We start from the raw sequence: 13,765 nt of genomic DNA, 5'->3' as shown, positions 1-13,765 counted from the left end.
CATAGAGAATGAAAAAAATCTTGGATATACATAATTATTTAAAATGGGACGAGGTTCCTGTTCCCTCGTCCCACATTATCTATCCCTTTCTTAATGAAAGAACCATTTCCTCATCTGGCGTCACATATACAGTCTGCTGGTTCTCATAAATCACAAATCCTGGTTTGGCCCCGCTAGGCTTCTTTACATGCCGAACCTGTGTGAAGTCTACTGGAACTGAACTAGAATTGCGTGCCTTACTATAATAAGCTGCTAAATTTGCTGCTTCTAATATAGTTTTTTCTGCAGGTACCTTGCTGCGAATCACCACATGCGAACCAGGGATATCCTTCGTGTGTAGCCAAATTTCGTCTCTTGCCGCCAGTTTATTTGTTAAGTAATCATTTTGTTTATTATTTTTTCCGACAAAGATTTCTGTTCCGTCAGTGGATATGTAGCGGTCAAGAATCGGCTTTGCATGTTGATTTTTCTTGTTTTTCTTTTTTTGTCTGTCTCTAATATAACCGCCTTCGATTAATTCCTCTCGTATTTCTTCGATATCCTTCGGTGACGCTGTTTCTACTTGCTGGAGCAAGGCTTCGAAATAAATAAACTCATGCTTAGTCATTTCTATTTGTTCTTTAACAATTGTAATCGCATTTTTAGCCTTCTGATATTTTGTGAAATATTTCTGTGCATTTTCAGAAGGGTTTTTTTGTGGATCGAGTGGAATGGTCACCATTGTTCCATTTTCGTCATAATAATTGCTGACCTCTGCTGTTTTCATTCCTTTTTTTATCGCGTAAATATTAGCTGTGATCAGTTCTCCATAAAGCTGGTGCTGATCAGCATTTTCTGCTTCTTTCAATGTTATTAGCAGTTTTTTTATTTTCTTTTCATTTTTATCTTTTTCATTGTGAATGAAGCGCTCCAAGTCATTTGCATGCTGCTTCACACGATCCCGTTCTGCTTTGCCAAAATAAAAACGATCAAGCATTTCACTTAGTGAATTGAATTCCTTTGACTCTCCTTGTAGATGCTCCAACGGAAAAAGATAGAAACTATCCTTTTGACCACCACTAGTGATTGCAGGGGAGAGTTCGTGATTCTTCATTAAATGAATATAGTGCAAAAATGTTTTTGGAACAGTTGTCCTGTTAGCTAGTCCAGCATGGAAGAGCACCTCTTTTGCTAGCAATGGCGATATTCCCGCAAATGCGGAAACAAGCTGTTTATCGAGCTTCCCGCTATTAAAATCGATTTGCCGTAAGACATCTTCCTCACTAGCCTCAAATGGATTTATCTTATCCTGCTGTGGCGGCAAAACATATTCTTGCCCTGGCAAAATCGCTCGATGACTATTAACGGCAAATGACACATGCTTAATGCTGTCCAAAATAATGTTTCTAGTTTTATCGACTAAGGTAATATTGCTGTGTCTGCCCATTATTTCAACAATCAGCTGCTTGTAGGACGTATCACCCATTTCATTTCTTCCTTTTACTTCGAAAATAATGATTCTATCTAAGCCAATCTGACGTATTTCCTCTAGGAAAAATCCTTCCAGATGCTTTCTTAGCAGCATGCAAAACATTGGGGGCTCAGAAGGGTTATCATGAGCTTCGTTCGTAAGCTGTACTCTAGCATAACTAGGGTGAGCTGAGAGCAGGAGCTTATGATTTTTTCCGTTTGCTCTCACTACTAATATAATTTCATTTTTATAAGGCTGATGAATTTTATTAATTCTTCCCCCTTTTAACTCATGGGTCAGCTCTTCCGTCATAGCCCTTGTAAATAAACCGTCGAATGACATAGGTAACATCCTTTTCTATAGAAGCTTTCTTTGTATAGACTCCAAGTACCATTGGCACTCTTCGCTTTATATATTATATATTAGCATTTTTTCGGACAAGGCTGAATAAGCTTTCTTTAGATGATAAGTATGGCTTGGAGGAGGAAGTGATGTCTGAATGAAATTCCATGAAATGAATGAAACCGAGGTTGAGCAGGCACTTAATACGGATTCGACATCGGGCTTAACTGAAGATGATGTGAAAAAACGCAGAAATCAATTTGGCAAGAATGAATTGGAAGAGGGGGAAAAGCAATCAGCCTTGCTCTTGTTCTTTAGTCAATTTAAGGATTTCATGGTCCTAGTTTTACTTGTGGCAACACTTATTTCTGGATTGCTTGGCGAATACATTGATGCGGTTGCGATCATTGCCATAGTCATCATCAATGGTTTGCTTGGTTTTTTTCAAGAAAGAAAGGCTGAACGATCGCTGCAAGCTTTAAAGGAGCTGTCTGCGCCTCAAGTAAGTGTATTAAGAGATGGTGAATGGATAAAGATTCCTTCAAAAGATGTAGTAGTTGGAGATCTGCTCAAATTTTCGAGCGGTGATCGAGTAGGAGCAGATGTTAGAATTATCGAATCGAATAGTTTAGAAGTTGAGGAATCAGCATTGACTGGTGAATCATTGCCAGTGGCAAAAACAACGGTTGCGATTAAAAAAGAAAATATTGGAATAGGCGATATGGAAAATATGGCTTTTATGAGTACATTAGTTACACGCGGCAGCGGGATGGGAATCGTTGTTGCAACAGGGATGAAAACAGCTATGGGACAAATTGCCGATTTGTTGCAAAATGCGGAAACGATGACAACTCCGTTACAGAGAAGGCTGGAACAGCTCGGGAAAATTCTTATCACTGTTGCATTAATTCTAACTGTGCTTGTCGTTGTAGCTGGTGTCATCCAAGGGCATGATCTTTATACGATGTTTCTTGCAGGTGTATCGCTAGCTGTTGCTGCTATTCCGGAAGGATTACCTGCAATCGTAACAGTAGCCCTTTCGCTTGGTGTCCAGCGAATGATCAAGAAAAAAGCAATTGTTCGAAAGCTGCCTGCAGTAGAAACGCTTGGCTGTGCTTCTGTTATTTGCTCTGATAAAACTGGAACGATGACTCAAAATAAGATGACGGTTACCCATTTATGGAGCGGGGGGAAACAATGGCTTGTAGATGGAGTAGGCTATGAGCCTCAAGGACATTTTTATCGAAATGACAATCAGGTGGAACCAAAGGAAGATAAAGCACTTCAGCAAATGCTTATGTTTGGAATGCTCTGCAATCATGCGGAAATAAAAAGAAAAGAGAATGAGTTCGTCATTGATGGGGATCCAACGGAAGGTGCATTGCTTGTTGCAGCCATGAAGGCTGGATATAACCGTGATACATTGCTAAGCCAGTTTCAAGTCATAAAGGAATTTCCTTTTGATTCTGAAAGAAAAATGATGAGCATTGTTGTGAAAGATCAGCATGGCAAGCAATTTATTGTCACAAAGGGTGCACCGGATGTATTAGCTGGAGTGTGTGAATCGATTCTTTGGGATGGAAAACGTAAATTCCTAAATCGAGAAGTGGCTGGCTATATTCAACAGGCAATTGAGGATTTAGCTTCACAGGCATTAAGGACCATTGCGATCGGGGTTAAAGAAGTATCTTCGAATACAATTATACTCGACGAAAAAGAAGCGGAGAAAGGATTAACCTTTATCGGTCTTCAAGGGATGATTGACCCCCCAAGACCAGAGGTAAAGGATGCGGTAAAAGAGTGTAAAGAAGCTGGTATTAAAACGGTGATGATTACTGGCGATCATGTGATTACAGCGAAGGCGATTGCTAAACAGCTCGGTATTTTAACGAATAAATCAAAGGTACTTGATGGGAAAGCTCTTTCTGAATTGAACGTAGATGAGCTTGAAGAGGTTGTAGATGATGTAGCTGTTTTCGCGCGCGTCTCACCAGAGCATAAGTTAAAAATAGTGAAAGCTTTGCAAAATAAAGGCCATATTGTTGCGATGACAGGGGATGGAGTAAATGATGCCCCAGCAATAAAAGCAGCTGATATTGGTGTCGCTATGGGGATTACAGGTACAGATGTTGCGAAGGAAGCATCGGCACTTGTCCTCCTGGATGATAATTTTGCAACAATCAAGGCGGCAATTAAAGAAGGCAGAAATATTTATGAAAATATTCGAAAGTTCATTCGATATTTGCTTGCTTCCAATGTAGGCGAAATTCTTGTTATGTTATTTGCGATGATATTGGGACTTCCGCTCCCGTTAGTGCCTATTCAAATTCTATGGGTGAACCTTGTGACAGATGGACTTCCTGCAATGGCATTAGGTCTTGATCAGCCTGAGGATGATGTGATGAAACGAAAACCAAGAAATCCAAGAGAAGGTGTTTTTGCGCGAGGGCTTGGATGGAAGGTTGTTTCGAGAGGGTTTTTAATTGGAATAGCAACATTGCTTGCCTTCATATTTGCGTACCATGCAAATCCAGATGACTTAGCCTATGCTCAAACCATTGCGTTTGCGACACTAGTGCTCGCTCAGTTGATCCATGTGTTTGACTGCAGGAGCGAAAAATCAGTGTTCGCGAGGAATCCATTTGGAAATAAGTATTTAGTATGGGCGGTTATTTCTTCCTTGCTGTTGCTGTTTGTCGTTATTTATTACCCGCCTTTACAGCCAATTTTCCATACAGTTCCAATCGAAATGAAAGATTGGCTGATGATTACAGGACTGGCAGCGGTCCCAACATTTTTGCTTGCAGGGTCATTTTTACTGACAAAAAGAAAATAAATTATGTTATACTTAATAAAGTAGTAGAGATTTCTCTACTACTTTTTTCTGTGTTATTGGATCATCTTTTATAAAATGTTGCTGGAGCTATTTATTTTGCATACAATTTCCTTCATTTATGATAAAATACGAACTAATTGCTTGTAGTGATTACATAAAGTGAAACTTCCGTCATTGGGGGACTTTATCCTCCAAGGATGCATAGTTGAACTAATCGGGCATTTACGGGCAGCTGGTCCCCTACTTAGGCTTCTTCATTGCTTTTATTTCCTTATAGTGGGGTCTTACTGCCCGTTAATCTGCGATAAAAATGGCAATCCTTTCAGACAGGATGTGTTACATATGGTCGTTAGCATGACAGGTTTTGGCAGAAGCAAAAAGAGTTCCAGTCAATTTTCCGCAATAGTAGAAATAAAGGCGGTAAACCACCGATTTTCTGAGTACCAAATTAGGATGCCACGACAGCTTTTTCATATAGAAGACAAAATAAAGAAAAAGCTTGGTGAGTGTATTCATCGTGGCAGAATTGAAGTATATGTAACAGTTGAAGGTGATCGGCTAGCAACTCGTCAAGTACAGGTTGATTGGGCTTTATTAGATGAGTATTACCAGTATATAACAAAAATTAAAGATCGATTTGCCCTTGATCAGGGACCTGCAGTTCATGATCTTATTAGGGATGAACTCATTTCAATTGAAGAAAAAGATGCAGGGAATGAGGAAATTGAAAAAGTTGTACTGGATGCTATTGAAGAAGCAAGTCAACATTTACTGCAAATGCGGAAATTGGAAGGTGCTGAACTAGAAAAGGACTTGAAGCTACATCTACATGAAATTGCTGAACGGATAAATCACTTAAAAGATCTTGCACCAAAGGTTGTTCAGCAATATCAAGATCGTTTAACAAAGCGAATGAGCTTATTTTTAGAAGGTCAGCTTGAAGAAGCAAGAATATTAACAGAAGTTGCTCTATTTGCAGATAAAGCAGATATTAGCGAGGAGCTGACAAGGCTGTTAAGCCATATGAATCAATTCGAAACGACCCTTCGAGTAAATGAGCGCGTAGGCAGAAAGTTAGATTTCTTAATTCAAGAAATGAATAGGGAAGTCAATACGATTGGATCGAAGGCCAATGATGCGGCAATTGCTTCAGAGGTCGTTGAGCTGAAGAGCTGTCTCGAAAAAATGAAAGAGCAAGTGCAGAATATTGAATAGGGTTTGTTTAGAAAAGGTATTACGGGGTCAAAATATATAACTGATGCTTGGAGGACGAAAATGTCGATTAAATTAATAAACATCGGTTTTGGCAATATAGTATCAGCCAACCGAATAATCTCAATAGTCAGCCCGGAATCAGCACCAATCAAAAGAATTATACAAGATGCCCGTGACCGTGGGTCATTAATTGATGCAACATACGGCAGAAGAACAAGAGCGGTTATTGTGATGGATAGTGACCATGTCATCCTTTCAGCTGTTCAGCCTGAAACTGTTGCTCATCGTCTAAATGACCGTGATGAAATTATCGATGAAGGGTAGGATGAATGAATGCAGGAAAAGGGTTTATTAATTGTTTTATCCGGCCCTTCTGGCGTCGGCAAGGGAACGGTAAGGAAAGAAATCTTTTCGCAGCCGGATACATCTTTTGAATATTCGATTTCAATGACAACAAGATCTCCTAGAGAAGGGGAAGTTGATGGAGTAGATTATTTCTTCAAGACACGCGAGGAATTTGAAGCGCTGATAAAGCAGGATAAACTGCTTGAGTATGCCGAATTTGTCGGCAACTATTACGGAACTCCAGTTGACTATGTAAGAGAGACTCTGGATCAAGGGAAAGATGTTTTTCTAGAAATCGAGGTCCAAGGAGCGCGCCAAGTACGTGAAAAATTCCCTGATGGGTTGTTTATTTTTCTTGTACCGCCTAGTCTATCTGAGCTTAAAAACCGAATTGTTACTAGAGGTACAGAAACAGAAGATGTGATTAACAATCGTATGACTGTTGCGAAAGAAGAAATTGAAATGATGAATTTATACGACTATGTCGTAGAGAATGATCAAATTGAACGGGCTTGTGATAGAATTAAAGCTATTGTTGTCGCTGAACACTGTCGCAGAGAACGAGTAGAACCAAGATATATTAAAATGCTGGAGGTAGATTAAATGCTTTATCCTTCTATTGATTCATTAATGACAAAAATTGATTCCAAATATTCACTAGTATCTGTTGCTGCAAAGCGAGCTAGAAAAATGCAAGAAAATGCCAAGCCTCAGCTTGATAAATATGTTTCACACAAAAACGTTGGCAAGGCTCTAGAGGAAATAAATGCAGATCAGCTTCATTATCGTCTTTCAGCTAAACTAAAGGACGAATCTTACGAATAAAGACGAAAATAACAACCTCCTTTCAGGTTGTTATTTTTATTTCGCTATTCTAGGAATTTATTATGTTGTAGGTAGCTTTGTGACAAGTTGTCTAGGTCTAGCTCCATCGCCTATCGCCTATCAAACTTAAGGTCCCCTCCCTACGATAAGTCGCTGTCCTTCCAGTTTGTACAGCGATGATCATTGCGCATCAGCTTTTTTTCTACGACATAAAACGTGAAAAAATGCAATTCTTCTTGCATAATAATAGAGAGAAAAGAAATAGATGGGGGTTTTAAAATGCTGCACGGAAGAAAAATACTATTATGTGTTACAGGCGGAATTGCTGTATATAAGGCATCTGCTTTAACAAGCAAGCTTACCCAGGCAGGTGCAGATGTGAAGGTAATCTTAAGTGAATCTGCCTGTAAATTTGTTGCCCCGTTAACATTCCAAGCGTTATCAAGAAATGATGTTTATACAGATACATTTGATGAAAAGGACTCTAAGGTCATTGCTCATATTGACCTTGCAGATTGGGCAGATCTAATTTTAGTAGCACCAGCAACAGCAAATGTTATTGGAAAGCTAGCAAATGGCATCGCTGATAATATGATTACAACAACATTGCTTGCTGCAACAAAACCGGTCTGGATTGCCCCAGCTATGAATGTACATATGTATAGTCATCCAGCGGTTCAGAATAATATTGAAACTTTATATCGCTTTGGGCATCGATTTATTGAGCCTGGAGAAGGGTATCTTGCCTGTGGATATGTTGGGAAAGGGCGTCTAGAGGAACCAGAGAAAATCGTTGAGAATATCGAGCGCTTTTTCCATCCTAGTGTTGCAAAGCTATCTGGAAGAAAGATTGTCATTACAGCTGGCCCTACTCGAGAAAAAATTGATCCTGTCAGATATATTACAAATCATTCCTCAGGAAAAATGGGCTATGCCATTGCAGAAGAGGCGGTACGGACAGGTGCAAAAGTTGTCCTAATTTCTGGACCTGTCAACATAGCGGCACCTGCTGGAGTGGAACTAATTCAAGTTGAAAGTGCAGAGGACATGTACCAGGCAGTGATGAAGGAATATAATGATGCAGACATTGTCATAAAAACAGCAGCTGTAGCTGATTATCGTCCAAAAACGAGCTATGATCATAAGGTTAAGAAAAAGGACGGAGACGAGAACCTAGAGCTTGAAAGAACAACGGACATTCTTTTTGAACTAGGGAGAAACAAGAAAGATCAAATTCTCATTGGCTTTGCTGCAGAAACAGACCATGTCGCGGAATACGCACAGAAGAAGCTATTGAAGAAAAATGCTGATATGATTGTGGCCAATAATGTGAAGACTGCAGGTGCCGGATTCGGTACGGATACGAACATTGTAACGTTGTTTAAACGGGATGGGAGTGCAACAGAGCTTCCTCTCTTATCGAAAAATGAAGTAGCAGTAACGATCCTGAATGAAGCTTCACAATTAATAGGGAATGAAATGAGATGACCATTGCGAGTGTAATTGTAGATGTCCCTGCTAAACAAACGGACAGGCCATTTGATTATGTTATTCCTGATCATTTACTAGAAGTCATCAGGCCCGGAATGAGAGTCATCGTGCCCTTTGGACCTAGAAAAATACAAGGTTTTGTCATTGGATTAAAGCCGGAGTCAGACTTTGGGAAACTAAAAGAATTAATTGAACCGATGGATTTAACACCCATCTTAAATCAAGAACTTCTTACACTTGGAGAATGGCTGACGCATGAAACGCTTTGCTATAAGATATCTGCTTATCAAGTGATGCTTCCTGCCGCATTAAAAGCAAAATATGAAAAAAAACTTAAATTGACAGCAGAAAAAAAGAAGTTAACAGCTGAGATTAGTGCTCTGTTTGGCCAGGATGAGATAATTCCGTGGGAGGAAGCAGTAAAACTGGGCTGTTTAAACCTTTTGCAAAAGGAAGTTGCAAAAGGGACGGTTGAAATTATTTATGAAGTAAAAGAGCGTGTGAGAAAGAAAAAGTTAAAACATATTATGTCTAAGCTAACAAAGAAGCAATTAGCGGCAGAAATGGAAAACTTACCTGTACAGGCAGCAAAGCAGAAGGAAGTCCTTAATTTTTTTCTTCAGACAGAAGCTCCAATCGAGTTGCGCAAGCTCTTATCTGAACTTGGCATTTCTGCTTCTGCAATTAAGGGATTAGTTCAAAAGGGAATTCTTGAAGAAAAAGAGATGGAAGTGTATCGTGATCCATTTGAAGAAAAAGTTTTTTCGCATACAGAACCACTCCCCCTTACTGGTGATCAAGAAAAAGCTATTACACCTATTCTTGCATCCATAAACGATCATATGCATCAAACCTTTCTGTTATATGGGGTGACAGGAAGCGGAAAGACGGAGATTTACCTTCAATCAATCCAAAAAGTACTGAAGGAAGGGAAAGAGGCGATCGTTCTTGTCCCGGAAATTTCATTAACCCCACAAATGGTCAAACGCTTTAAAGGAAGATTCGGGAATGAAGTGGCCGTCCTTCATAGCGGGCTTTCGGCTGGTGAAAAGTATGATGAGTGGCGAAAGATTCAGAAGAAGGAAGTAAAGGTTGTTGTTGGTGCAAGATCTGCCATATTTGCTCCATTCGAAAATTTAGGCATTATTATCATTGATGAGGAACATGAGACTAGCTACAAACAGGAAGATAATCCTAGGTATCATGCGCGAAATGTTGCCATTAAACGAGGGGCTATCCATGAATGCCCAGTTGTGCTAGGGAGTGCTACTCCTTCCCTTGAATCGTTTGCAAGGGCACAAAAGGGTGTATATACACTGCTCTCCATGCCAAATCGGATGAATAATCAAACGTTGCCTCGTGTTGAAATCATTGATATGCGGGAAGAATTACGTGAGGGTAACCGCTCTATGTTTTCACGGCTTCTTTTAGAAAAAATCGAGGACAGGCTAGAGAAAAAAGAGCAAATTGTCCTTTTTCTTAATAAAAGAGGTCATTCATCATTCGTCATGTGCAGAGACTGCGGGTATGTTGTCAATTGTCCGAATTGTGATATCTCCCTTACGTATCACAGGACCAATCAGCGAATGAAATGCCATTATTGCGGATATGAAGCAAATGTACCAAATGCTTGCCCGGAATGTAAAAGTGAGCATATTCGGTACTTCGGTACGGGCACACAAAAAGTAGAAGAAGAGCTAGTTAAAATTTTGCCTCATGCGAAAGTGATTCGAATGGATGTGGACACAACGAGCCGTAAAGGTTCACACGAAAAGCTCCTTGATCAGTTTCAGGAAGGTCATGCAGATATTCTTCTAGGTACGCAAATGATTGCAAAGGGACTTGATTTTCCAAATATCACATTAGTCGGTGTTCTGTCTGCGGATACGATGCTTCATTTACCTGACTTCCGCTCGTCTGAGAAAACCTTCCAGCTATTAACGCAAGTAAGCGGACGAGCGGGCAGGCATGAGAAAGAAGGAGAAGTTGTTATTCAAACTTATACACCTGAGCATTATAGTGTGGAGCTTGCGGGAGAACAGGACTTTGACCGTTTTTATGAAAAAGAAATGATGATGCGGAAAATCCATAAGTACCCTCCTTATTATTATATTTCCCTCATCACAGTCAGCCATGAAGAATTAATGAAAACAGTATCGATAACAGAAAAAATTACCGCATATATTCGATCCAGACTTTCCAATGAAGCAATTTGTCTAGGGCCTGTTGCTTCACCGATTCCTAGAATCAATAATAGATATCGATATCAATGTTTGATAAAATACAAACGGGAACCGGAGCTAAATCTAGCATTAAAGAAAATACTTGATCAATATCAACAAGAAATCTCATTAGGAGGTTTGCAAATTTCAGTGGATGTAAATCCATATATTCTAATGTAGAACCTGACCGTACGGTTATGAATAAGAAGAAAATTGTTGAAAATAGTTGGATAGAGATCATACAGGAGGAAGTAAATTGGCAGTCAGAAAAATAGTAGAATTCCCTGCAGAGATACTGGAGGTTCAGTGCAAGCCTGTAATGCAATTTGATAAAAAACTGGCAAAAATTTTAAATGATATGTACGATACTATGATTGAATTTGACGGGGTTGGGCTTGCTGCTCCCCAAATCGGTCTTGATATGCAGGCTGCAATCGTAGATATTGATGATGAAAATGGAACGATAGAAATGATGAATCCAGAAATTCTTGAAGTGAACGGAGAACAAACAGGACCGGAAGGATGTTTAAGCTTTCCTAATTTATTTGGGGAAGTCACGAGGCCATATTATGTAAAAATAAAAGCACAGGATCGAAAAGGAAAGTTCTATACTTTTGAGGCTGAAGACTTTTTAGCACGAGCAATTTTGCATGAAATTGATCATCTGCACGGTGTATTATTTACTTCAAAGGTAACGAGATATCTGGATGAAGAAGAGTTAGAAGGGTTGGAAGTAGAATGACAAAGATTGTATTTATGGGAACACCAGATTTTTCTGTTCCTGTCCTGCAGCAAATTATTAATGATGGTTATGATGTGATTGGGGTTGTGACACAGCCAGATCGTCCAGTAGGGAGAAAAAGAGTGTTGACACCTCCACCAGTAAAAGTTGAAGCAGAAAAACATGGAATCCCAGTTTTTCAGCCGGAAAAAATCCGCCAGCCTGAAGAACTTGAAAAAATATTGGCATTGGAGCCGGATTTAATCGTAACGGCTGCATTTGGTCAAATTCTGCCAAAGGGGCTGCTAGAAGCACCGAAATATGGCTGCATCAATGTTCACGCTTCCTTGCTGCCTGAGCTTAGAGGAGGTGCGCCGATCCATTATTCAATTATTCAAGGAAAAGACAAAACAGGAATTACGATCATGTATATGGCGGAAAAGCTGGATGCAGGAGATATTTTAACACAAGTGGAAGTGCCGATTGCTGAAACGGATACGATCGGCTCATTGCATGATAAATTAAGTGCTGCCGGATCACAGCTATTATCTGAAACAATGCCAAAATTATTAAAAGGTGAATTGACATCCGTTCCTCAAAATGATGAGGAGGCTACCTTTGCACCAAATATTAAAAGAGATCAAGAAAAGATTGATTGGTCAAAAACAGGGGAAGACATTTATAACCACATTCGCGGGTTAAATCCTTGGCCTGTTGCCTATACATTCTTTAATGGTGCAGTTATTAAAATTTGGTGGGCAGAGAAGACAAATAATGAAGGAAATAAAGCTCCAGGAACAATAATTGGCTTAGAAGAACAGTCTATTATCGTTTCTACCGGAAATGGTACAGCCATAAAAATTCTTGAGCTGCAGCCATCAGGCAAGAAAAAAATGTCTGCTGAGCAATTTTTGCGAGGGGCTGGTTCGCATATTCAGGTTGGCGACTGCTTTGGGGAAGAATGATGAGGAAAGAACGGAAGAAAAATGTCAGAGAAACTGCACTAGATCTGCTGGAATCCATTGAGAAAAATCAGGCATACAGCAATCTGCTTCTAAATTCTGCCATTAAGAAAAATGAAATAAATCAAAAGGACATCGGCTTGCTTACTGAGTTAACGTATGGAACATTGCAGCGGAGAATGAGCTTAGACTTCTATTTACAGCCTTTTTTAAAGGGTAATAAAAAAGTTGAAAGCTGGGTTAAGCAACTATTGCGCCTTACTTTATATCAGATGGTATATTTAGATAAAATTCCAGATCGTGCAGCTATTTTTGAAGCAGTTGAGATTGCTAAGCAAAAGGGCCACAAAGGGATATCTGGAATGGTCAATGGCGTCCTAAGAAATATCCAGAGACAAGGTCTCCCATCTATTGAAACATTGGAGAATCCAATTGAAAGACTGTCTATCGAAACAAGTCATCCGTTATGGCTTGTAAAAAGGTGGGTCGACCAACTTGGAATGGAACAGGCTAAACGAATGTGTGAGATCAATTTAACGGCTCCATTGCAGACGGCAAGAGTGAATTTAACAAAGATCACGAGAGAGGATTGCATCCATAAGCTTGATGAGGAAGGGTTCGAAGTAGAAGCAAGTCCTGTGATACCAGAGGCAATTAAGTGCTACCGAGGAAATCTGGCAAACTCGAATGCTTTTAAAGAAGGGCTTATAACGATTCAAGACGAAAGCTCCATGCTTGCGGCTCATACATTAGGTGCAGCGGAAAATGAAAGAGTCTTAGATGCCTGTGCTGCACCTGGAGGGAAATCCACTCATATTGCAGAGAAAATGCAAAATACCGGACATGTTATTTCACTTGATCTCCATGAACATAAAGTAAAGCTTATTAACGAAAATGCAAATCGTTTAGAGCTTTCTAATATTGAAACAATGGCACTTGACAGCAGAAAGGTTCAAGAACATTTTGAAAAGGAAACCTTTGATCGAATATTGCTTGATGCGCCATGCTCTGGACTTGGTGTCATGAGAAGAAAGCCTGATATGAAGTATACGAAAAAAGAAAAAGATTTAATGCAGCTATCATCGATACAATTAAACTTATTAAAAGCTGTTTCCCCTTTGTTGAAAAAAGGTGGTATTCTAGTTTATAGTACTTGTACAGTTGATAAGGAAGAGAATCAGCTAGTAGTTGAGTCATTTTTAAAGGATAACGTGGACTTTGAAGGAGACCTTTCAATAAAGGACCGAATGCCTGCAGCGATTCGCCCATTAGTCAAAGGATTTGAACTTCAAATTTTGCCACAGGATATTGGTTCGGATGGCTTTTATATAGCCTGTTTAAGAAAGAAGGTGTAAG

At 39.6% G+C, this 13,765-nt stretch carries 11 protein-coding genes; 10 read left to right on the top strand and 1 reads right to left on the bottom strand.

The window, feature by feature from the left end; all coding sequences use genetic code 11:
- Positions 1-79: 79 nt before the first annotated feature.
- Entirely contained in the window at positions 80-1,792 is a 1,713-nt protein-coding gene (locus C1726_RS01390) for an Rqc2 family fibronectin-binding protein (protein WP_102271516.1), read from the bottom strand.
- A gap of 157 nt (positions 1,793-1,949) precedes the next feature.
- Between C1726_RS01390 and C1726_RS01385 the strand changes: the two genes are divergently transcribed.
- The 10 genes from C1726_RS01385 to rsmB all read left to right on the top strand — a co-directional run bounded on the left by C1726_RS01385 (position 1,950) and on the right by rsmB (position 13,764).
- Positions 1,950-4,628, top strand: coding sequence for a calcium-translocating P-type ATPase, SERCA-type (locus C1726_RS01385; RefSeq protein WP_102271515.1), 2,679 nt, complete (start codon positions 1,950-1,952; stop codon positions 4,626-4,628).
- A gap of 342 nt (positions 4,629-4,970) precedes the next feature.
- Positions 4,971-5,843 (top strand): YicC/YloC family endoribonuclease, encoded by an 873-nt coding sequence (locus C1726_RS01380; protein WP_102271514.1) that lies wholly within the window; start codon positions 4,971-4,973, stop codon positions 5,841-5,843.
- A 60-nt stretch (positions 5,844-5,903) separates the two neighbouring features.
- Positions 5,904-6,167: an extracellular matrix/biofilm regulator RemA gene (remA, locus tag C1726_RS01375; protein WP_003350261.1), complete on the top strand. Its 264-nt coding sequence runs from the start codon at positions 5,904-5,906 to the stop codon at positions 6,165-6,167.
- 9 nt (positions 6,168-6,176) lie between these two features.
- Positions 6,177-6,791: a guanylate kinase gene (gmk, locus tag C1726_RS01370; protein WP_102271513.1), complete on the top strand. Its 615-nt coding sequence runs from the start codon at positions 6,177-6,179 to the stop codon at positions 6,789-6,791.
- Positions 6,792-7,013 carry a DNA-directed RNA polymerase subunit omega gene (gene rpoZ / locus C1726_RS01365; protein ID WP_053475612.1) on the top strand — a complete coding sequence of 74 codons (222 nt, stop codon included), beginning with the start codon at positions 6,792-6,794 and terminating at the stop codon, positions 7,011-7,013.
- A 279-nt stretch (positions 7,014-7,292) separates the two neighbouring features.
- Positions 7,293-8,501, top strand: coding sequence for a bifunctional phosphopantothenoylcysteine decarboxylase/phosphopantothenate--cysteine ligase CoaBC (gene coaBC, locus C1726_RS01360; protein WP_102271512.1), 1,209 nt, complete (start codon positions 7,293-7,295; stop codon positions 8,499-8,501).
- Positions 8,498-10,906, top strand: a complete 2,409-nt coding sequence (gene priA, locus C1726_RS01355; protein ID WP_102271511.1) for a primosomal protein N' — start codon at positions 8,498-8,500, stop codon at positions 10,904-10,906. The genes coaBC and priA overlap by 4 nt, the downstream gene beginning before the upstream one ends.
- Positions 10,907-10,982: 76 nt before the next feature.
- Complete coding sequence (gene def / locus C1726_RS01350; protein ID WP_102271510.1) at positions 10,983-11,468, top strand: peptide deformylase; 486 nt, start codon at positions 10,983-10,985, stop codon at positions 11,466-11,468.
- Complete coding sequence (gene fmt / locus C1726_RS01345; protein ID WP_102271509.1) at positions 11,465-12,412, top strand: methionyl-tRNA formyltransferase; 948 nt, start codon at positions 11,465-11,467, stop codon at positions 12,410-12,412. Before def ends, fmt begins: the two co-directional genes overlap by 4 nt.
- Entirely contained in the window at positions 12,412-13,764 is a 1,353-nt protein-coding gene (rsmB, locus tag C1726_RS01340; RefSeq protein ID WP_102271508.1) for a 16S rRNA (cytosine(967)-C(5))-methyltransferase RsmB, read from the top strand. The genes fmt and rsmB overlap by 1 nt, the downstream gene beginning before the upstream one ends.
- Position 13,765 lies beyond the last annotated feature (1 nt).

This window comes from Cytobacillus massiliigabonensis, assembly GCF_900199725.1.
GTDB classification, from domain to species: Bacteria; Bacillota; Bacilli; order Bacillales; family Cytobacillaceae; genus Cytobacillus; species Cytobacillus massiliigabonensis.
This window is presented reverse-complemented; position numbering and strand designations above follow the sequence as displayed.